Source organism: Pedobacter sp. UYEF25, from assembly GCF_054061655.1.
The window spans coordinates 116,266-138,855 of record NZ_JBSSEL010000011.1; the positions used below are offsets into that span (position 1 = coordinate 116,266).

Consider the following 22,590-nt stretch of genomic DNA (forward strand, 5'->3'; position numbering starts at 1 on the left):
AACAGTCTGTGTTTTTTAATTAATCCAATCCATACATACTTCAAAAATGACCAAAAGTTTTGGTTAAAAAAAAGGGCACCAATACTATTGATGCCCTCACCGATTTCTTAAGATTTATTTTTATAGTTTATTCTTAACCTCTACTTGCTCGTAAGCTTCTACAATGTCGCCGATCTCAATGTTGTTAAAGTTTTGAATGTTTAAACCACATTCGTAACCTTTACTTACTTCTTTTACATCGTCTTTAAAGCGTTTTAGGGAAGCAAGTTCACCTGTGTAAACCACCACGCCATCTCTTACGATACGTATTTTGCTATTTCGGTTAATCTTACCATCTAATACCATACAACCTGCAATGGTACCAACCTTTGTAATTTTAAACGTTTCCCTAATCTCTACATTCGCCACAATTTTCTCTTCGAATATTGGATCTAACATACCTTCCATTGCTGACTTAATTTCGTCAATGGCATCGTAGATAATAGAATACAATCTAATGTCTATCTGCTCCTGTTCTGCAAGTTTTCTCGCCCCAGAAGAAGGACGAACTTGGAAACCAATAATGATGGCATCAGATGCGGTAGCGAGCAACACATCGGATTCTGAAATCTGTCCAACGCCTTTACTAATTACGTTAATCTGTATTTGCTCAGTAGAAAGTTTCAACAACGAATCAGACAATGCTTCAATAGACCCATCCACATCACCTTTGACAATGATGTTTAATTCTTTAAAGTTGCCGATCGCTAAACGTCTACCAATTTCATCTAATGTAATGTGCTTTTGAGTACGCAATCCTTGCTCACGTTGTAACTGCATTCTTTTGGTTGCAATGTCTCTTGCTTCACTTTCGCTTTCTACCGCGTTAAAGCGGTCACCGGCTGTTGGTGCGCCTTGCATACCTAATACCTGTACAGGTTGGGATGGTCCTGCCGAATCCACTTTCACTCCACGCTCGTTAAACAGTGCTTTCACACGGCCGCTATAACTACCCGCCAAAATGGGATCTCCAACTTTTAACTCACCTGCCTGCACTAAAACAGTAGTAACAATACCTCTTCCTTTGTCTAATGCAGACTCTATAACTGTACCTACCGCACGTTTTTTAGGATTGGCTGTAAGCTCCAGCAATTCTGCTTCGAGCAACACCTTATCCAACAATATATCTATATTCAAGCCTGTTTTGCTAGAAATCTCTTGCGATTGGAATTTTCCACCCCAATCTTCCACCAAGATATTCATGACAGAAAGTTGTTCTCTTACTTTGTCTGAATTTGCTCCAGGTTTATCGATCTTAGTAAAAGCAAACACCAATGGAACGCCTGCCGCTTGTGCATGATTTATCGCTTCCTTTGTTTGAGGCATCACCGCATCATCTGCAGCCACAACAATAATGGCAATATCTGCTGCTTTTGCGCCACGGGCACGCATTGCGGTAAATGCTTCGTGACCAGGTGTATCCAAAAAGGTAACTTTTTTACCAGTTGGTGTAGTCACCATGTATGCACCAATGTGCTGGGTAATTCCACCTGCCTCGCCGGCAACTACATTTGCCTCGCGAATATAATCTAACAGCGATGTTTTACCGTGATCTACGTGACCCATAATGGTAACAACTGGCGCTCTTTCTACTAAATCTTCTGGGTTATCTGCAACCTCAATGATGTTTTCTTCATCTTCATCTGGCTTAACAAATTGGATTTCATAACCAAATTCATCCGCAACAATGGTTAATGTCTCCGCATCCAAACGTTGGTTGATAGATACGAACATGCCTAAACTCATACAGGTACCAATGATCTTGGTCACCGGTACGTCCATCATATTTGCAAGTTCATTGGCGGTTACAAATTCTGTAACTTTTAACACCATTGCTTGCGAGTCCAATTCGCTTTGGGCTTCTTCTGCAGTACTTGCTACGTCATCACGTTTTTGCCTACGTAACTTAGCGCGTTGTGCAAACTTACCAGATTTACCGGCACCACTTAACCGCGCCAATGTGGCCTTAATCTGATCTTGAATTTCCTTTTCAGTAGGTTCTGCCTTCGGGCCGCTAGGCGTATTTCTGTTTACGTAAGCCGGTTTCCCTCTATTTCCTTGATATGGCGTACCACTTACCGGCCTATTTCCTTGATATGGCTGACGTGGCTGACTAGGAGGCGCTTGACCTGGAGTAGCAGGAGGCGCTTGGCCATTAGGCGCTTTTTTACGCTTACGCTTTCTTTTAGCCGGATCGTTGTCATTAGAAGAAGCGATTGGGCCTCTTCGTTCTGGTGTTGTTGGCAACGTAATTTTACCAACAATATTTGGGCCCGTTAATTTTACCGTACGGGTTTTTAGAATATCTGGACCTTTATTTTCTATCGGAACAACTGCCTTTGGACCAACGATGTTTGGAATTTCTACCTTTTTCTGTTCAACAGATTTTAATTCCTGTACAGCTGGAGTAGTTTCTGCAGGCGTAATTTTTTCAACCGGAGTTTTTTCTACCACAGGCGCTGAAACTACAGGTGGCTTTGGCAATTCTGGCACTTCTGGAGCTTTCGGCTGTGGAATAACTTCTTCCGCAGTTTTATTTTGTTTAGACTTTCCATTAAACTGGTTTAAATCTATTCTGCCAACCACTTTCACACCAGTTTGAATCTCTTCCGGCTTCTTCTCTTCTACTGGCACTTGAACCTCTGCCTTCTCTACTGCGGCAGGAATTACCTCGGGAGCTGGTGGCTCCACTTTTGGTTTTTCTACCGGTGCTGCAAAAGTTTGGGTATTCTTAATTAGAATCTCCTCGTTTTTCTCAAAATCGGCATCAGAAATTGCTTTTTCAAAAGGCTTATCAGACTCCACTCCATCACGCCGAATTTTTCCGATAACGATTTGTTTGGCCTCTTCTCTTAAAGACTTGTCTCCTTGATACTCCTTTAACAGCGCACCATACATTTCTGGAGACAGTTTAAACATAGGACTTTTCTGCGCAGAAAATCCTTTCTTGTTTAAAAACTCTACAGCCGTACCCATGGCAATATTAAGTTCCTTAATGGCTTTAATTAAAATGATTGGTTTGTCGTCTGACATTTATATCCCTTTATTTTTTCTTATAATAATGCAAAAGTAATGTTATTTTGCCAAATTCACACTTACTCAAACTCTGAACGTAGAATTTGAACTACTTCTTTTATGGTTTCTTCTTCTAAATCTGTACGCTTCACCAAATCCTCAATTGTTAACGCCAAAACACTCTTCGCTGTATCACATCCGATGGCCTTAAGCTCATCTATAATCCAGCTGTCTATTTCATCAGAGAATTCCTCTAAATCTACATCTTCATCTTCTTCACCAGCTTCGCGATAAACATCTATTTCGTAACCGGTAAGCTTTCCGGCCAATTTAATGTTGTGTCCACCTCGGCCAATTGCCAACGAAACCTGATCCGGCTTTAAATAAACCGATGCATGTTTAGTTTCATCATTTAATTTGATGGAAGTTATTTTTGCAGGGCTTAATGCACGACTGATGTATAGTGAGGTGTTGTTGGTAAAATTGATGACATCAATGTTCTCATTTTTCAATTCTCTAACAATACCGTGTATCCTAGAGCCTTTCATTCCAACGCAGGCACCAACTGGATCAATACGGTCGTCGTAACTTTCTACAGCAACTTTTGCCCGCTCACCTGGCTCTCTAACAATTTTTTTAACGGTAATCAACCCATCAAAAATTTCTGGAACCTCTATTTCAAACAAACGCTGAAGAAACTCTGGCGCGGTTCTAGAAATGATAATTTTTGGATTTGCGTTGATCATTTCAACTTCAGAAATTACCGCTCTAACAGTATCACCTTTCTTAAAATAATCTGCAGGAATTTGCTCTGTCTTTGGTAAAAGCAGCTCGTTTCCTTCATCATCCAACACAAGGGTCTCTTTTTTCCAAACCTGGTAAACCTCTCCCGTAACAAGTTCGCCAACGCGGTCTTTATATTTCTTAAAAATCTCGTCCTTTTCTAATTCTAGGATCTTTGAAACAAGCGTTTGTCTCGCTGCTAAGATTGCTCTACGACCAAAACTTTCTAATGTAATTTGTTCAATGTAATCGTCTCCAACCTCTAAACTATCGTCTATTTGATTTACCTCCGCCAATTCTATTTCTAAATCATCGTCTTCAGAGAAACCGTCTTCCATAACGGTTCTGGTTCTCCAAATCTCCAAATCTCCGTTATCTGGGTTTACAATTACGTCACAGTTCTCGTCGGTGCCGTATTTCTTTCGTAACATGCTACGAAAAACCTCTTCCAACACACTAATAACTGTTGGCCGATCGATATTTTTAAAATCCTTAAACTCTTGGAAAGAGTCGATTAAGTTAATTGTTGTTGAACTCATTTTTTATATAATGCTAAAGGCTTTAAAAGTTTTCCGGTTACTTAAAACTTACCAAAACCGTTGTTTCTATAATATCGTTAACGTTTATATCTGTGTTTACAGAAGCAGCCTTTTTACCCTTCTGCTTAATTACTTCTTCTATTACAAACCCTGTTGGAGTGACCTCTAACAACTTGCCCTCCTTTTTTAAGCCATCTTTAAATTTTACAACCAAATTTCTGCCTATGTTTTTTACATATTGGCGCTGAAGTTTTAAAGGCTCTCCCACACCCGGCGATGAAACCTCTAAATTGTAGGCCTGCGCTATTGCGTTTTCTTCTTCTAAATGAAAACCGACATGCCGACTAATGTCTACACATTGCTGTATACTTATGCCCTCATCTCCATCTACCTCAATAATCAACTTATTGTTTGGTAACATTTTTACATCAACCAAAAATAAATCCATTCTATCAGCAATCTTTTCCTCCACAAGCATTTTTACTCTTTCCTCTACCTGCATTTTTAATCTTCCTCCATAGAAAAAGGGGACAATGTCCCCTTCAATTTCCCGATTACGATTGCAAATATAGGAATAAATTCCCATTTTCCACTAAGTAAATTATTATTATTGACCGCAATACCGAGAGTTTTGCCTAAATAATGAGGTTTATTGTTTACAAGGCCCGTCTGGTATTTTCTCACTTATTTTTATAACCTTCGTAACAACAAGCGTAGAGTCGAAATCTACGGAAACTAAAGGCGCTTTAGATTTCTCAAAAAACCCCTCTAATTCTACATAAACCGATTCGTAAGGCTTTTCGAAATTTAGTTTACTATAAGATAACTCTAAGCTTTTTACACTGTCGATTACCCAATACTCTCTTCCGTCCTCGCACATGGTAAATGATTTCATATCAGGCCCAAAACTATACAAGCCCTTTACTAGGTGTGCTTTAATTGTGGCAGCTTTTTCCTTAGGCTCTTGGTGGCAGGAGCTTATTAAAAATACCGCCAAAACTAACCCCAAAAAAATTCTGGTATTCGTTTTCATCTTTATAATTCTTGGTTAATCTTATCTATATTTTTAACACTCAAATTAGATGACAAAGCAGATGCCAAAAAAGAAAAAACTCCCACAGTTAAGAAAACCAGTATAAAGTCTTTCCATTTTAGCGCAACAGGATAGGCATTTAGTAACTGAGAGGCACCATCACCCATTTTTACGAATCCAAATCGTTGCTGAAAAATGCAAAACAACAGTCCTAACAACAGGCCAAGCAAACATCCCGACATCGTTATCATCAAACCCTCAAATAAAAAAATATTTTTAATTAAGCGCTTCCCAGCGCCCAAACTGCTCAAAATAGCAATGTCCTGCACCTTGTCAATCACCAACATTGTTAATGAGCCAATGATATTAAAAATTGCAATGATTAAAATAAAAGTCAAAATAATATAAACTGCCCACCGCTCTGTCGTTAAAATATGATATAGTGCACTGTTTTGTTCTGCACGATTTAACACGCTAAAAGTTGGCCCAAGTCTCTCAGTAACTATAGATTTAAAATTTGACACGTTTACCCCTGGTTTAAGATTGATTTCTATGGCCGAAACATTTTGGGGTTCATTTAGCAATTTCCGTACAAAGGTAAGGGGAACAATAATTCCGTTGTCAAAATCTTGCTGAACTTCAAACACCCCACTCACGCGTATGCTTTCTACATTAAAGTCATCTGCAGGATTTATAGAATTGGTGGCAAGCGTTTTTCTAGGCGAATAAATCTCTAGTTGCGTGAATGGATCTACGGTGTTTACTGCTAAAAAACTCTGAAGCGCCGACCCAATAACAGCACTCACTCCAAATTTATTTTGAAGTTGAAACCGCCCCTCCAACATAATACTGTCTAACTTTTTATTTTTAAGATATGCAATACCTACGCCTTTAACCAGACCAACCGCTTGTCTTTCATTGTATTTTAGCAAAGCGTTTTCTTGTAGAACTTCGGTAAAAGAATAGATATTGGTGTTCTTTTGTAAGTCAAGAAATGCAGTTGTATTTGGATTAAAGGTTTTGCCCTGTGCTGGCCTAACTTCAATTTGAGGTGTTATTGTATTGAACATGGTTAATATAACACGCTCGAATCCGTTAAAAACGGATAAAATAATAATTAATGCAGCACTCCCAACCATTACCCCAAGCATAGAAATGCCCGATATAAGATTAATTGCATTGGTAGATTTCTTTGCAAAAAGATACCTTCTGGCGATGTAGAATGGTGTGTTCACGACGGCAAAGATAAATAAAAGCATGAGGGTTTAAAGGCAGAATTGATTTGGATGACAATTCTAAATTAAATCAATCTCCATTAATTTAAAACAAATTCCCGTTTAACGTACCTCACACAAACAGTTAATTGCGCGGTTGTCAATCACTTAACATCCAAAGCATTCAAACCATTCTTAATTTAACCCTTTATAACTCCGCTATTTGACTAAAAAAAAGGATTGTTTGTTTTTTCAAATCCAATGGTGGTAACGGGCCCATGTCCCGGATATACTTTGCAATCATCTGGCAGCAAAAACAACTTACTTTTTATGTTATTTATTAATTGGTTATGATCTCCGCCAGGCAAATCTGTACGTCCAATGGTTCCTCTAAACAATACATCACCACCAATTAAAAACTGATCCGCCTCACTGTAAAAGCATAGGTGAGCGGGAGAATGGCCGGGCGCAAAAATAAGCGCTAAACTGCTTGCTCCAAAAGTAATGGTTCCTGTTTCTGATAAAAAAACATCTGGTTCTGGCGAAAGCTGGTAATTGGTGAACCCTATTTGCGGGGCATAACCCGGTATTGCGTGCAAAATCTCCAACTCCCCTCTGTTAAACTGGGGCTTTAATCCGTAGGTATCAAAAATAAATCTATTGCCAAATACATGGTCTAAATGGCAATGCGTATTAAGCAGCAAAACCGGTTTTAAAAGTTGCTGCTTCACAAACGCAGCCAATTCATTTTGTTCGGAGCCATCATACATCCCCGGATCGATAATGACACAATCTTTAGTCTCGTCATATAAAACGTAGGTGTTTTCGCTGTAGGCATTAAATGTGAAAGTCTTTATGGCAATCATAAGTTCAATTTTTCCACCTAAAGGTAGAGATTAAGGTATCTATATCTATTTTTATAAATTTTACCACCGGGGCGATAGAATCGTATTGAGGTCTTTCATTGAAATAAAGTGCGCCTCTAAAATAATGTTTGGCACTATCTGTTAAAAAGAATTGAACAGAAGACGCTGTATTTCCATCTATCGCATAATAAACCCCATAAACTTTCCGATCTGGGTAGCTTATGATTTTTTGGTCTATGGCAGTTGCTTTAATGGTATGTTTAAAAGCAAGTTTGCGCGCATCCTCTACCATTTCATTGTACTCTTTTAGCCCGATTACATCATAATAGGTGAGGTGTAAAAAACCATTAAAAGGATTAAAATGAAGGTTATACCAGTTTTTTTTTGCACCACTTTTTTTATCCAGTTCCATTTTTGCATAAAGCGGATATTTAAAGGAAAAGGGCGCATCTGAAACGAATGTTTTATATTTTTTTGCAGGATAATTAATTCTAAAATATCCGTTTGGTTTTGGGGCATAATCTATCCCATTTTGACAGGAGACTGCAAAAAGGGATATTAAAATTACGGTTAAACAAGCAAAATTCGACTTCATTCTTTGTTATGCTTAATTCATAAAATCCAAAATACCTTATTTGTTCCAAATGGTCCAAGCCTGCTCCGCCTGCTTGTGCAACATTTCCAAGCCATTTTTTGTAATTGCGCCTCGTGCAGCAGCATTTCTCAAAAACGTTGTTTCTATTGGGTTGTAAACCAGATCGTATGCCAGATGCGCAGCGCCAATTGCAGCGAAATTTAAATCAGGACAGCTTTCTATATTTGGCATCATACCCATTGGCGTGGTATTAATTAAAATGGTATGTGTATTTATCAGACCATCAGAAATTTCTGAATATAAAATTGCTCCTTCTTGCTTCCTTCGCACAACACTTATAGAATCAATACCTAACTTCTTTAGCACATATTTCACTGCTTTAGCTGCGCCACCGTCGCCAAAAATTAACGCTTTTTTATGATGAAATTTTAACAATGGTTTTAACGATTCTTCAAAACCAAAAGCATCTGTATTGTAGCCTTTTAAAAGTTTCTGCTTTCCTTCATGTTTTATCTCAATGCAATTTACCGCACCAATTTCCGCCGCAGCGTCATCCATTTCAGTTAAAAATGGTAAAATATCCAACTTATAAGGTATTGTGATGTTTAAGCCGCAAAGTGAGAGATGGTCCGTTAAAAACGCTGGAAAAGTCTTAATGTTTTCTATCGGAAAAAGCTCATACTCGCACTCTAAAATCCCTTCTTCCTTGAATTTTTCAGTAAAATACTTTTTAGAAAAAGAATGGGAAAGAGGGAAGCCTATTAAACCGTAGGTTTTCATAAAATGATTTTTTTTAACTAAAAGGACTGTGCAAATTTTTCGTTGTTGCTCAAGAGTACGAACAATTGCCCATTCCCAAAACCTAACCGAAAACAATATCCAAAACCTCGTTTATCAAGGCATACGACTTGCATGCCAAAGTTTAAGATTTGGAGTGTTTCCTTTTTAAAAATCTAGGAGTGATTCGGTTTTAGAAAATGATCAAAAGTATCTCCTCTTAGCCCCAAACGTATAGTTTCTAGTGGAATAACTTCTGAAGGAGCAATGTTACCTAAGTTTACGTTGGCACCTATAAGCTTGATAAACCAAACTTGTTGCTCTTTTTGAGGCGCTTCCCATATAATACTTTCTGCTGGTATTTGAGTTAATATCTCATCAACCAAACCTTGTCTAACTTCTCCATCACCCCTGTAAATACCCACATTTCCGCCTTCTCTAGCTTCGGCGATAACTTTCCAAGCGCCGGCTTCCATTTCGGCTTTCATTAATTTTATCCACTTGTAAGGGGCAAAAATTTTAGCAGCATCCTTACTTCCTACCTCAGAGATAACCGTTACCTGTTTTGCCAATTCTATGATATAGTTGCATTTTACGTCATGCTCAATTTCAATCGAGCCATCAGAAACTTCGGCAAACTCCATCCCATATTCGTCTAAAATACGTTGATAATCTGCAAATTGATTGCGAACGATAAACGCTTCGAAGAGCGTACCTCCAAAATAAACCGGTATACCTGCACTTTTGTACAAGGCCAATTTTTCTTTAAGGTTTGGGGTAACATGCGAGGTTGCCCATCCTAATTTTACAATATCTGCATAACTGCCGGCAACTTCTATAAAATCTTCGGTCTGGCGTAAACTCAATCCCTTGTCCATAACCATAGTAAACCCACTGTGGCGAGGCTTTAATGTTCTTTCGGGGGTGTCTTTTAATGGGTAATTCATAGGGCTACAAAGTGAAGAAAATTTTTACACTTTTTGCATAAAATTTTTCTTCAGCTATTTTTATCTAAAATATCTGCTAATTAAATTTACAATGGCTCGGTCATCTTGCAGTTGAGGCAGATATTCGAATAAAATATAATGCTTATCGGCATCTGTGTTTAAAGCAGTTTCTAAATAGATTAAGGCTTCATTTTGTTCCCCCATGGCAAATAAGTAGGCAACCATTCTATAATATAATTCTGCCGCATCAGGATTGTGCTTTATGGCTTCAGAAATAATTTCTGCCGCTTCCGAGATTTTTTTCTGCTCGTATAAAACGGTACTGTAATCAAGCCAAGCTTCAATATCGACCGGGTTGTATTCTAAAACTTTCTGATACGCCTTAATAGATTCCTCAATTTGGTTCAACTTATAATAAGCATCGGCCATAGCAAACCAAAAATCTGCATTTTCTGCTTCGAGACCTAAAGCTTTTTTATAAAAGTGCAAGGATTCGAAATAACGTTCCTCAAAATTAAGGGTAACACCAATGCCAAACCATGCATCTGCCATTTTTGCATCTAATTTTACCGATTTCTTGTAGTAAGATCGCGCCTCATCCATTTTTTCAAGCTTTTCGAAACATTCGCCCATCGCGCAATAAGTATCTGCATTGGGCTGTTCATATTCAAACGTTTGCTTATAAACCGCTATTGCTTCTTCAAACTTATCCAATTGTACCAACGCATTTCCCTTATTAAAATAGGCCGAGCTAAAATCCTCCCTAATCAATATGGCGTAATCGTAGGCATCTATCGCTTTCTCAAAAAGATCTAGTTTGTGGAAACTATTGCCCAGATTGTACCAAGCCGCATAAGAATACGGATCTGTATCTATATATTGTTCGTAAAACTTGATGCTTTCTTCTTGCTTATCTAATACATCATAACAAAAAGCCAACTCATACAAGCCGTCTTGGTTTTCCATGTTTTGCTCCAAACTGAGCTTGATATACTTTATTGCACTTTCAAAATCAGACATACTCTGGTACACATACGCCATTTGAAGCAAAATCTCGTCGGTAACCTCAGCGAGATCTAATGCTTTTTGGTAGTTTTCTATGGCCTCATCAAAACGTTCTTTGCTTTGATAAATGTTGCCACGCATCAAATAGATATCCGCTTCTGAGGGCTCTAAAAGCTCAGCGCGCTGCAAAGCCAGAAAAGCAGCATCGTAATTATTTGTCAACATCCATAATTGCGCCTGTTTAATTAAAAAGACAGTTGCATAAGGGTGCTGGCTAACCGCAAAATCTACCACTTGCAATGCCTTTACGGGGTCATTCTTTTCGATGTAGAAATCTACAATATATTCAAAAGCATGTGAATCAAAAAAATACTGATCTTTATTTCGGAGCATTTCTTCGTAACGTTCTACCGAACGTTGGGCGTCTTCATTCGATTCAAAAAAGAAATCTTCTTCCATTTATGTGTTGTTAAAAGAACCTACCTTTAAAAAGGAAATCTATTATAATTTTACAGCATTTTGCTCATTGCCGGGAATAAAATTATTAACAGCCTGGGGTGCAAAATCTCTAAACTATTGACAGAAAACCAATTAAATACCCTTTCGGATTGTGAAAAACTACAAGGATGTTCCTTTGTTGGGTGCAAAATTAAAGTATTTTAAATAATGCTCGGTAAGCGATAAGTAAAAGATGATCATTGAAAAAGACTAAGTTTTAAAAATTACTTTCTCAGCTTTTTTTATGAAGCTATAGTTCTGCTCATTTTTTGGGCGCTTTAACACGCCATCCACTGTATTTTTTGGGAAGAAAAATCCCAAAAAGATGCCGTTTCTGTCGTTAGCGCAATTAACGGAGTAGATAAAATGTCTTATCCTCTGTCAAACATTTGAAGTACTGATTTAAAATAAAAGAGGGAACAACTAAAAATTGTTCCCTCTTTCAAAGAATATTCCGGTCTTATTTCACATCAGCGGCATACTTATCGCTAAACTTCTTATACAATTGCTTATGCAAATTATCTAAATTAATGTCTCTTCCTTGGATGAATGCGCGTTCTACTTTATTGGTAATCATATCTAAGGCATCGCCATTGGAAATGAAAAAAGTAGCGTCTTTACCTACTTCCAAAGAACCAGTGGTTTTATCAATGCCCATCGCTTTTGCAGGATTTAGCGTAATGGTTGTTAACGCTTTTTCTTTATCCAAACCCCAAGCAGCAACGGTTCCGGCCATAAATGGAAGGCTGTGTTGTTGCCAATAACCATCGATACTCAACACAACTGTTATTCCGGCGTTTGCCAACATTGAAGCGTTTTTATAAGGTAGGTTAACCGGATCGTCATCGCTATTTGGCAAAGCATGCGGCTGCTTTACAATTACAATGATGCTATTTTTCTTTAAAAAATCGGTTACCATGTAACCTTCTTCAACCCCTGTTAGCACAGGCTTTATCCCAAATTGTTTAGCAAAATTTACGGCAGCAACAATGTCTTTTTCGTCATTTGCTTCAATAAAGAGTTTTTCATCACCGGTAAACACTCTTCTCATGGCTGCAAACCGAGTGTTTATTACCTCTGGTTTTCCAACTTCATTATAAGACTTTGCTTCGCTAAAAAAAGCGGTAAGTTCAGCTAAACTATTTTTTGTACGTTCGGCTAGCTCTTCTGCTAAGCCTGGTCTACCATATCCTCTCCTAATACTTGGGGTAGTTGGCCAGGTCATGTGCATGGCATCATCCGTTTTTATCGCGGCATCTTGCCAGTTCCAAGCATCTAACTGCACCACAGAGGAGCTTCCAGAAATAACTCCACCCTGCGGAGTAATCTGCGACATTAAAATACCGTTGGAGCGCAACGTTGCAGGCACTTTAGAATCGGTATTGTATGCTACAATAGACCTTATATGTGCGTTGAAGTCTCCAATTTCCTCGTAATCTAACGTAGCTTTAACTGCTTCAATTTCGGCCAATCCCAAATTGTTAATCGGCGCAATAAAACCTGGATAAACGTCTTTTCCATCGGCTTTAATTTGAAAGGCATCTTGTGGCACTTGTCCGTTTGCTTTAACGGAAATAATTTTTCCATTGGCAAATAATAAGGTTCCGTTTTGTATTACCGTACCATCACCTACGTGGATGGTGGCTCCAGTAACAACGATTGATTTGCTTTGTTTTGGCGCAGGGGAAATTGTTGCTTGTGCAAAACCACTTAAACTTCCTACCAAAAACAACAGACTAAATAGTATCTTTTTCATTTTTATAACTTTTAATGGTTTGCCTCTTTAAAATTTAAGTCAGCCGAATAATTGCCCATCGTGTCACAGTGCTCGTGGATAGATTTTTCTGCAACCGGTTTTTGAGTTTTACCACCCTGGTTTTTACTGTCTAACATCTTTTGAATCAGCCGCCCTTTTTCTGCATCGACTGACGCTATTTCAGCAGCATCTTTTTCAATGTCCCAATAAAGGGCTCCGTCTACAAATGTTTTTTCTGCCTTGGCATAAATGGAGAGCGGGTTTGCTGACCATAAAACCACGTCGGCATCCTTTCCTGGCTTTAAACTTCCAACCTGTTTATCTACATGAAGCATTTTGGCGGGATTTAGCGTTACAAATTTCCATGCCGCCTCTTGCGGCACATTTCCATATAAAATAGCCTTGCCTGCCTCTTGATTTAGATGACGGGCTTGTTCTGCATCATCAGAATTGAAGGCTACAACAACACCTTGATCGTGCATAATTTTTCCGTTGTAAGGAATGGCTTCTGCAACTTCATTCTTGTAAGCCCACCAATCAGAAAATGTTGAACCAGCAATGTTGTGGGCTTTCATTTTATCAGCAAGTTTGTACCCTTCTAAAATATGTGTTAAGGTATTTATTTTAAAACCCATGCTATCTGCCACATGTATCAACATATTTATTTCGCTTTGCACGTAAGAGTGGCAGGTGATGAAGCGCTTATTGTTTAAAATCTCTACAATCGCATCCAGCTCTAAATCTCGGCGCACATTATTTCCTTTTACCGCCCGAGCTTTTTCATATTCCTTTGCTCTGGTAAACTCATCAACAAAAGTCTGCTCAACACCCATCCGGGTTACTGGAAAACGCATCCCAGAGCCAAAATTACTTTGCTTTACATTTTCTCCAAGGGCAAACTTTATAAAGCCATCTGCGCCTACAAATTTCAAATCTTCTGGCGCTTTTCCCCAACGTAATTTTATCAACTGGCTTTGTCCTCCAATTGGGTTAGCAGAACCGTGAAGGATTTGAGAAACAGTTACACCGCCTGCCAATTGACGATAAATGTCTATGTCTTCTGAGTCTATAATGTCTCCGATACGTACTTCTGCAGACACGGACTGTGCGCCTTCATTTATGCCTCCGCTGCCTGCAATGTGCGAATGTTCATCTATAATGCCACTGGTTATGTGTTTGCCTGTAGCATCTATTACTGTTGCACCATTGGCTGATAAATTCTTTCCAACTGCTTTTATTTTTCCATTTTCTATCAACACATCGGCATTTTGTAAAACCCCTTCTTGCTCGTTGGTCCAAACCGTACCATTTTTTAATAAAACTGTTCCCTGTTTCGGCAAAGCTTCTTCACCAAAAGCAGTAAAAGGATAGATTACTTTTCCCGTAGATATTTCAGGCTTTGAATCTTGCTTTTTACCGTCTTCTTTTATGGCTTCTTTATAAGACGCAGTAAATCTGCCCGTTTTTCCATCTGCCATAACCGATTCACCGGTTATGGTAATTGGACTGCTATCTATTATATACCCGCTTAACCGAACGTTTTTGGCAGGATTTTTTTTCAAATTAAAATTGATACTTACCCAATCGCCATTTCTATTAAAACTTGCGTTGGTTTTAACGCTATCGGCACCAATGCGCTCGACAGCTGCGGAAGACCCGCCGGAAGCTCCAGTTATTTTTAACGATAATGCACCTACGCCATCGATATTTAGGTTATAAAGACCGCGCACGTCGCTCAAATCCATTCTGTTTACAACAAAGCGTTTCCCTTGCACCCAGTTCTCGAAAATAATATTGTCTTTCTTAAACAAGCTATCTGAACAAATAAGGAAGTTTGCTATTTTTCCTTTCTCTAAAGTGCCTACTTTATCAGATATACCCAATAATTTTGCGGGAATTTCTGTGATGGATTTAAAAGCTTGTTTTTCGCTGAGGCCATTGTCTATTGCCGTTCTCAAATTTGCCCAAAAATCTCTCGTGTTGTCGAGTCCAAAGGAAGTGATTGCAAAGTTGATTTTTCCTTTTTCTAAAGCTGCTGGATTTGCCGGAGCCATCTCCCATTCTTTCATCTGCTTAAGCGAAACTTTTCTGGCATCGGCAGGATCTTCCACATCATACGCTTTCGGAAAATCTAAAGGCACAATTAAACTAACACCAATAGCTTTAATCTCATCAATCCGTTGATATTCATCACCGGAAGATTTGATCATATAAGTTTTGCCGAATTCCTTCGCTATTTTATTTGCCCTTAAAACATTTTGCCAGCCATCTACTTCAAATAATTGTGGCAAACCTTGTTCTTTTCCAAAAGCCTCTAAAGAAATGTTGTACTCTTCGTTTTGTTTAACGTACCATTCAGAATCATAGTAGGTTTGACGCAATAGCGCAATTGCTCCCATCAAAGAGCTTGGATAATCATTAGAGGAAGACCCTTTATTAAAGGAATAATTTGCTGCAGTTTTATCATTTAAGAAAACGTTGTTATCCATTCCGTCGTTTAGCGTAACTGCAGCAGAGACACCGCGAACAATTCCATCTCTGTTAACCACATTTACACTACCAAAACCAGCTTTGCGCAATTCATCAGCTTTTTTCTCATCAATAGAGAACAAGGTGTTTACCTGCGTCTCTGGCCGAACAGCTTCGTTCCAATTGTAGGCGCCCTTTTTTGTGGATACAAAAATAGATTGCCTACCTCGACCTGCAGATGGAACGGCCGAGAGGCCATAACTTGTAAAGGCATCTATTAAAGACGGATAAATAAATTTGCCTTTCAAATCTGTAACCACGTAACCTTTTGGCACGGCCAGCCCAGAGCCAATTGCTTCTATCTTTTGTCCCTTTACCAACATGGTCGCATTTTTTAGGGTTTGGCTGCCATTCACTACAATAGTGGCATTTGTAAACGCAAACAGGCCCGGACGAACGTCGAACGAGCCATTTACAGGGAACGTGTTCTGCTGCGCATTTGCCAAGCCAATGGAAAACAGCAACAGAACAGATAGTAAAAATCTATTCATAGTGTAGTTAGTTTAATTTATTTAAAACTAAGCTAAATTATCCTACTTTAGAAAGCATAGCCGATATTTTACAATTATTTCTTTAATTTTGAATCAAAAAAATGCTATGTATACTATATTAAGAAGTGCACACTCGGGTTGGCGGTATATTGTTTTAATATTGTTGCTACTTGCTGTTATTAGAGCCGTTGCCGGCTGGCTGGGAAACAAAACTTACACCGATGGCGATAAAAAATTAAATCTTTTTACGCTGATTAGTGCACATATCCAGTTGTTATTGGGGCTGGCTTTATATTTTTTGGGTGGCTGGTATAAGATGAATGCCGCGGGCGATGCCGCTATCCGTTATTATAAAATGGAACACATCAGCATGATGATCTTGGCTATTATTTTAATAACTATTGGGAACTCGCGTTCTAAGAAGATGCTTACTGATGTTGCTAAACACAAGACGATCTCTATATTTTTTGGGTTTGGACTTTTATTAATTGTGGTAACGATATTACTAATGGTTAAAGATGTACCTGGGAAAAGCTTTTTTGGGATGAATTAAATATTTACCATTAATAAGTTTGCCAAAGCTAGTTTAACTAAGGCTAATTTGGTGTTTAAAACAGGTGTAATTACAGCTCACCATTATGAACCCTATTAACTATGCGCCGAAATGTTTTCAATCCAAATGTTTTAAGTATTGCCTGGCTTGCCTTTACTATTCTAGCTGCAACACTAAAAATGTTGCACATTGGGGGAGCCTTTTTTGCGCTCGTCTATATGTCGGTGTCATTTTTATTAGGCTTAATTTTGATGTTTTTGGCGTTGAGAAAACAATGGGAATTTAAACATTCACTAACCCTTTTGCCGGCGCGCCGTACTCAATTATAGAACAATCATTTTTGCATCAAAGCTATATTTTCTATAAAAATTTCACTTTCTCATATTTATTTTTACTTTTGCTACAGATGAACAACAAAAATTATACTTGGCTTTGGCGTAACTATTTGAAAATTAATTGTGCCTGGTGCGTATAGCGAAAATATTTTATCAACCTAAACCAACAAAAACCCAGCGCAACATAACGCTGGGTTTTTTGTTTTAATTTCAGTTCTCCCAATAAATTTCTTGCTTCATTACAACAGCAACATCAATAAAAATGTACAAAATCAATACCCAATACAAAAAACTACTTGCCGATACCACCACACCAGTAAGCATTTATTTACGACTGCGCGATGTTTTTCCCAATAGCATCTTGTTAGAAAGTTCTGATTATCATAGTAGAGAGAACTCTATGAGCTTTGTTTGCGCAGAGCCGATAGCAGGCATCATCCTTAAAGGAAACCAGTTGGAAACTTATTTTCCGGATGGCAGTGTAGAAATAAAGGAAACCAAAAACTTAGTGGCAGAAATAGAAACCTTTAAACAAAAGTTTAAGGTAATTGAGCTTCCGGAGATCAAATTTATTAGCACTGGTTTATTTGGATACTTTAACTGGAATGCGGTTCAGCATTTCGAAGACATTAAATTTGGAGCGAAAACGCCACACGAGGAGGAAATCCCCGAACTTCAATACCACCTGTATCGCTACCTCATCGCCATAGATCATTTTAAAAACGAAATTACACTTTTTAAAAATAGCTACGAAGGCGAAGAAGAGGAAGGTTTAGAGAAAATGCAGTACCTCATACAGAATAAGAACTATCCGGAGTATAAATTTAAAATAAATGGCAACGAAACATCCAACCTAACCGATGAGGATTTTATAGCATTGGTAAAAAAACTACAAAAGCATATTTTCAGAGGTGATGTTTTTCAGATTGTCCCATCAAGAGCTTTTAAACAATCTTTTACTGGTGATGAGTTCAATGTTTACAGGTGTTTAAGGTCTATAAATCCATCGCCATACTTATTCTATTTCGATTATGGAAACTTTAAATTGTTCGGTTCATCGCCAGAGGCGCAAATAACAATAAAGGACAATCACGCAAATATTTTTCCCATTGCCGGAACATTTAAACGAAGTGGCAATGATGCAGAAGATGCCGAACAGGCTAAACTTTTAGAGCAGGATCCTAAAGAAAGTGCAGAACATGTAATGTTGGTAGATCTTGCCCGAAACGACTTAAGTAGACATTGTAATAAGGTGGAAGTCAAGTCTTTTAAAGAAGTGCAGTATTATTCGCACTTAATCCATTTGGTAAGTAAGGTAAGTGGCCATTTACAAACAAACGTCAATGCTTTTGATGTGGTTGCAGATACTTATCCGGCAGGTACGCTGAGCGGCGCACCAAAATATAAAGCCATGCAACTGCTTGATGAAAACGAAACGTTAGGTAGAAATTTTTATGCAGGTGCAATTGGTTTTATGGGCTTTAATGAAGATTTTAACCACGCCATTATGATTCGGACTTTTATGAGTAAAAACAACGAATTGCATTACCGCGCTGGAGCCGGAATTGTGGCAGACTCTATACCCGAAAGTGAGCTTCAAGAAGTAAACAATAAAATTGCTGCATTGCGCAAAGCGATAGAAATGGCGACAGGTATTTAGATTTAAGAACAATGGAAAATAGAGATACAGCGACGAGCAAAAAGGTTTTGGTAATAGACAGTTACGACAGTTTTACATATAATTTGGTGCATCTGATTAACGAGGTTGGTTTTGAGGCAGAAGTTTGGAGAAATGACAAATTCGACCTCGAAGAAGTAGAAGCTTTTGATAAAATTCTACTCTCGCCAGGACCAGGAATTCCTACAGAAGCAGGTCTATTATTGGAGGTAATTAAAAAATACAGTGACACCAAAAGTATTTTTGGGGTTTGCTTGGGCCAACAAGCCATTGCAGAGGCTTTTGGTGGAAAACTTTTAAACTTAGGACGACCTATGCATGGCGTTGCCACACCTATTACCGTAACAGATGGCGAAGAAAGTTTATTTTGGGAATGCCCACAAACCATAAGTGTTGGGCGATACCACAGTTGGGTGGTAAGCAATGAAAACCTCCCTTCATGCTTAAGAGTTACTGCTAGAGATCACAGTAACGGTATTATGGCGATTCGGCATGAAAGTCTTGATGTTAGGGGCGTGCAGTTCCATCCAGAGAGCGTGCTGACAGAATACGGCAAAAAAATGATGGAAAATTGGTTAACTGTTTAATCAGTTCTGCATTAAAAATTAGTAGTTATTAAACATTTTTTCAATCCATAGGTTAGCAGTAATGATAAATATTTTAGACGAAATAGTTGCTAGAAAAAAAGAAGAGCTTGCCTCTGCCAAGCAGCTAGTTAAAATTATGGATTTAGAACAATCGATTCATTTTTCTCGCACTCCTTATATTTTTAGAGATTTTCTATTGGATGAAAGTCGTTCGGGCATTATTGCAGAATTTAAACGAAGATCTCCTTCTAAAGGTTTGATAAATGGCATGGCAGATGTTTCAGAGGTTACAAATGCGTATAGCAAAGCTGGTGCTTCGGCGCTGAGCGTGTTAACCGATGTTGATTTTTTTGGTGGAACCACAGACGATATCTTGGCCGCTAGGGCCGCGAATAACATCCCGATTTTAAGGAAAGATTTTATCATCGACGAATATCAAATCATCGAAGCAAAAGCTTGGGGCGCAGATATTATATTATTGATAGCAGGAATACTATCGCCGACAGCCATTCAAAAATTTGCAAAAACAGCAAAAAGCTTGGGCTTAAACGTATTGTTAGAGGTGCACAGTGAGGCAGAACTCATGCGCAGCATCTGTGCCGATTTAGATGCAATTGGCGTAAACAACAGAAATTTAGAAGACTTTACTGTTAATTTACAAACCTCTTATCAGCTGGTTGATTTAATTCCGAGCGATTTTCTTAAAATTTCTGAAAGCGCCATTAGTGATCCAAAAATTATAAAAAACCTTAAAAGCGTGGGCTTTCAAGGTTTTTTAATCGGTGAAAACTTTATGAAGACTGAAAATCCGGGAAAAGCGATGGAAGAATTTGTAGAGAAGATGTGACAGAACTTTTTTTAGTTTTAATATCGTTTTAATATGTTTTTTTATAAAACTGTACTAAGATCGTTTCCATATACTACAATCCTAAACTTTTACATTTCCGTCCCTTTAAGCGGCTCAATTTGGCTTCTTTATTGCTTACATTTGTCTTGATATATGGGCAAACAAAAAACGTATGATACCGCTGCTACACAAGAAAGAGTTGTGTTGGTGGGTGTTGTTACGCCGGGCGAAAAAGAAGCTCAAACAAAAGAATATTTGGATGAATTGGCTTTTTTGGTAGAAACTGCCGGTGGAAAGGTAGAAAAAGTATTTACTCAAAAAATGCTGAAACCGGACCGCGCAACCTTCGTGGGCTCGGGAAAGTTAGATGAGATTAGTGCATATGTAAAGGCCGAGGAAATTGATATGGTGGTGTTCGATGATGAACTTTCACCGTCTCAACTGCGTAACATAGAAAAAGAATTTGGCGTAAAAATTTTAGATCGTAGTATCTTAATCTTGGACATTTTTGCAAACAGGGCACAAACCGCACAAGCAAAAACACAGGTAGAACTTGCACAATTGCAATATATGTTACCGCGGCTTACCAGAATGTGGACTCACTTAGAGCGGCAAAAAGGTGGAATAGGCATGCGCGGGCCGGGTGAAACTCAGATAGAGACTGATAGAAGAATTATTTTAGATAAGATTTCGTTGTTGAAGGAACGTTTAAAACAAATTGATAGACAGAACGAAACGCAGAGAAAAAATCGTGGAGAACTGATTCGGGTAGCGCTCGTGGGCTATACAAATGTTGGTAAGTCTACCATTATGAATATGTTATCTAAATCTGAGGTTTTTGCAGAAAACAAACTGTTTGCGACCTTAGATACCACTGTGCGCAAAATGGTTATAGATAATCTACCGTTTCTACTTAGTGACACGGTAGGTTTTATCAGAAAATTACCTCACCATTTAGTAGAATGCTTCAAATCTACTTTAGATGAAGTTAGAGAAGCAGATATTTTGATCCATGTGGTAGACGTTTCTCATCCTAATTTTGAAGATCAATTATTTATAGTAAACGAAACGCTTAAAGACATTGGCGCAATAGATAAAGAAATGTTGTTGGTGTTTAATAAAATTGATGCCTATGTTTCGCCAGAAGTCGACGATCTGCAGGCACTAGAAGATGGAAAACTCTCCTTAAAAGATTTTAAGAACAGTTGGATGAGCCGAGGTGATGTACCTGCCTTGTTCATTTCTGCAACTGAGAAAGAAAATATAGAAGAGTTTAAAATTGTTTTATATGAGATGGTAAATGCCGCCAACAACATTAGATATCCATATAGCAGGAATTTACTTTATTAGTTAAGCGAGCGAAGATATTTGCATCGTTGTGCGCAGAAATGAAATCAAAAAATTATGGAAAGTAAAAGACAGCGAAAGTTTGCTGGAGTATTAAAAGAAGAATTGGCAGAAATTTTTCAGCGTGAGGGCGGATCTCTGCTGCCCAATACCTTGGTAACCATCACCAACGTGCGCGTTTCGCCAGATTTAGGTGTCGCAAAAATTTATCTCAGCTTTTTTAATGCGAACAACACCCAAGCATCAATAGATATTGTTAACTCTCACAATAGCGAAATTAGATATAAACTTGGTACGCGCATTCGAAACCAAGTAAGAGTAGTGCCGGAACTAAACTTCTTTGTAGACGATACAAATGAATATGTGGAACGAATGGATTATCTTTTCGATCAAATTGCGAAGGAAAAAAAAGAAGATTCAAAAGAAGACTAATTAGAATTATACTTGACAAGGTTAGAAACAGTTTTAGAGGCAAACGCCGCCAAAATTGGCAAAGTAGTAGACTATAATTTAGAAAAAGACTTTCTAGTTCATTTAGATTTTACGAGCAATAACGTAGAATTAAATGACGAGATATTAGCTGATACTGCGCTTTTTTCCAACTGGGTTGAAGAAAAACTGGAACGTGCTAATGCGAGGTATGGAATTGGAGGATACCACGAACATAGAAACATTTATAAGCGAAGTGACCATTTCTCGGCAAGCGATGAACCTAGGAGGTTACACCTCGGAGTAGATATTTGGGCAAAGGTCAGTACGCCCATTTATAATTTTTACGAAGCGACAGTGCATAGCTTTGCCAATAACGATCAATTTGGAGATTATGGCACAACTATAATTTTGACCTATTGTATAAACGGATTAACTTTTTATGCCCTCTACGGGCACCTGAATGCAGATTCACTAAATGGGCTTTATGTTGGAAAAATGATCTCTGCCGGGGCGCAGTTTGCTACATTTGGTAACGAAAAAGAAAACGGATCTTGGCCCCCACACCTACATCTCCAACTTATATTAAATTTGAACAGCTCCCATGGAGACTACCCTGGTGTTTGCAAATACAGCGAGCGAGAGAGTTATTTAGCAAACTGTCCAAATCCAGAAATTATTTTACGGTACAATTTTGGCGCAATTAGCTCGGAATTTTATTCTTAAA

Annotated in this window: 19 protein-coding genes; 7 read left to right on the forward strand and 12 right to left on the reverse strand. The window is 38.3% G+C overall.

Going from position 1 to position 22,590, the window contains the following annotated elements:
• Positions 1-120: 120 nt before the first annotated feature.
• The 12 genes from infB to ACVWYG_RS11960 all read right to left on the reverse strand — a co-directional run bounded on the left by infB (position 121) and on the right by ACVWYG_RS11960 (position 16,087).
• The gene (gene infB, locus ACVWYG_RS11905; RefSeq protein ID WP_457270445.1) at positions 121-3,072 is read right to left on the reverse strand and encodes a translation initiation factor IF-2; all 2,952 of its coding nucleotides are present in this window, start codon (positions 3,070-3,072) and stop codon (positions 121-123) included.
• Positions 3,073-3,134: 62 nt separating this feature from the next.
• A complete protein-coding gene (gene nusA, locus ACVWYG_RS11910; protein WP_457270446.1) occupies positions 3,135-4,376 on the reverse strand; it encodes a transcription termination factor NusA in 1,242 nt (413 codons plus the stop codon).
• 37 nt (positions 4,377-4,413) lie between these two features.
• On the reverse strand, positions 4,414-4,878 hold the full coding sequence (rimP, locus tag ACVWYG_RS11915) for a ribosome assembly cofactor RimP (protein ID WP_457270479.1): 465 nt from the start codon (positions 4,876-4,878) through the stop codon (positions 4,414-4,416).
• A gap of 147 nt (positions 4,879-5,025) precedes the next feature.
• A complete protein-coding gene (locus ACVWYG_RS11920; RefSeq protein ID WP_457270447.1) occupies positions 5,026-5,409 on the reverse strand; it encodes a hypothetical protein in 384 nt (127 codons plus the stop codon).
• A 2-nt stretch (positions 5,410-5,411) separates the two neighbouring features.
• Positions 5,412-6,668: an FtsX-like permease family protein gene (locus ACVWYG_RS11925; RefSeq protein ID WP_457270448.1), complete on the reverse strand. Its 1,257-nt coding sequence runs from the start codon at positions 6,666-6,668 to the stop codon at positions 5,412-5,414.
• Positions 6,669-6,850: 182 nt separating this feature from the next.
• Positions 6,851-7,489 carry an MBL fold metallo-hydrolase gene (locus tag ACVWYG_RS11930; protein WP_457270449.1) on the reverse strand — a complete coding sequence of 213 codons (639 nt, stop codon included), beginning with the start codon at positions 7,487-7,489 and terminating at the stop codon, positions 6,851-6,853.
• Positions 7,490-7,493: 4 nt separating this feature from the next.
• Positions 7,494-8,084 carry a gliding motility lipoprotein GldD gene (gene gldD / locus ACVWYG_RS11935; protein WP_457270450.1) on the reverse strand — a complete coding sequence of 197 codons (591 nt, stop codon included), beginning with the start codon at positions 8,082-8,084 and terminating at the stop codon, positions 7,494-7,496.
• A 36-nt stretch (positions 8,085-8,120) separates the two neighbouring features.
• Positions 8,121-8,864 carry a shikimate dehydrogenase family protein gene (locus ACVWYG_RS11940; RefSeq protein ID WP_457270451.1) on the reverse strand — a complete coding sequence of 248 codons (744 nt, stop codon included), beginning with the start codon at positions 8,862-8,864 and terminating at the stop codon, positions 8,121-8,123.
• Between the two features lie 173 nt (positions 8,865-9,037).
• Complete coding sequence (locus tag ACVWYG_RS11945) at positions 9,038-9,808, reverse strand: phosphosulfolactate synthase (protein ID WP_457270452.1); 771 nt, start codon at positions 9,806-9,808, stop codon at positions 9,038-9,040.
• Positions 9,809-9,868: 60 nt separating this feature from the next.
• On the reverse strand, positions 9,869-11,272 hold the full coding sequence (locus tag ACVWYG_RS11950; protein WP_457270453.1) for a tetratricopeptide repeat protein: 1,404 nt from the start codon (positions 11,270-11,272) through the stop codon (positions 9,869-9,871).
• Between the two features lie 499 nt (positions 11,273-11,771).
• On the reverse strand, positions 11,772-13,067 hold the full coding sequence (locus ACVWYG_RS11955; RefSeq protein ID WP_457270454.1) for an amidohydrolase family protein: 1,296 nt from the start codon (positions 13,065-13,067) through the stop codon (positions 11,772-11,774).
• An 11-nt stretch (positions 13,068-13,078) separates the two neighbouring features.
• The gene (locus tag ACVWYG_RS11960) at positions 13,079-16,087 is read right to left on the reverse strand and encodes an amidohydrolase family protein (protein ID WP_457270455.1); all 3,009 of its coding nucleotides are present in this window, start codon (positions 16,085-16,087) and stop codon (positions 13,079-13,081) included.
• A gap of 106 nt (positions 16,088-16,193) precedes the next feature.
• Here ACVWYG_RS11960 and ACVWYG_RS11965 point away from each other — a divergent pair, with 106 nt between their 5' ends.
• The 7 genes from ACVWYG_RS11965 (at position 16,194) to ACVWYG_RS11995 (ending at position 22,589) form a co-directional block, all read left to right on the forward strand.
• On the forward strand, positions 16,194-16,640 hold the full coding sequence (locus ACVWYG_RS11965; RefSeq protein WP_457270456.1) for a cytochrome B: 447 nt from the start codon (positions 16,194-16,196) through the stop codon (positions 16,638-16,640).
• A gap of 597 nt (positions 16,641-17,237) precedes the next feature.
• Entirely contained in the window at positions 17,238-18,635 is a 1,398-nt protein-coding gene (locus ACVWYG_RS11970; RefSeq protein ID WP_457270457.1) for an anthranilate synthase component I family protein, read from the forward strand.
• A gap of 11 nt (positions 18,636-18,646) precedes the next feature.
• Entirely contained in the window at positions 18,647-19,240 is a 594-nt protein-coding gene (locus ACVWYG_RS11975; RefSeq protein WP_457270458.1) for an anthranilate synthase component II, read from the forward strand.
• A 64-nt stretch (positions 19,241-19,304) separates the two neighbouring features.
• Entirely contained in the window at positions 19,305-20,087 is a 783-nt protein-coding gene (trpC, locus tag ACVWYG_RS11980) for an indole-3-glycerol phosphate synthase TrpC (RefSeq protein WP_457270480.1), read from the forward strand.
• 153 nt (positions 20,088-20,240) lie between these two features.
• Positions 20,241-21,437, forward strand: a complete 1,197-nt coding sequence (gene hflX, locus ACVWYG_RS11985) for a GTPase HflX (RefSeq protein ID WP_457270459.1) — start codon at positions 20,241-20,243, stop codon at positions 21,435-21,437.
• A 54-nt stretch (positions 21,438-21,491) separates the two neighbouring features.
• The gene (gene rbfA / locus ACVWYG_RS11990; protein ID WP_457270460.1) at positions 21,492-21,866 is read left to right on the forward strand and encodes a 30S ribosome-binding factor RbfA; all 375 of its coding nucleotides are present in this window, start codon (positions 21,492-21,494) and stop codon (positions 21,864-21,866) included.
• Positions 21,867-21,878: 12 nt separating this feature from the next.
• The gene (locus tag ACVWYG_RS11995; protein WP_457270461.1) at positions 21,879-22,589 is read left to right on the forward strand and encodes a peptidoglycan DD-metalloendopeptidase family protein; all 711 of its coding nucleotides are present in this window, start codon (positions 21,879-21,881) and stop codon (positions 22,587-22,589) included.
• Position 22,590: the final 1 nt, after the last annotated feature.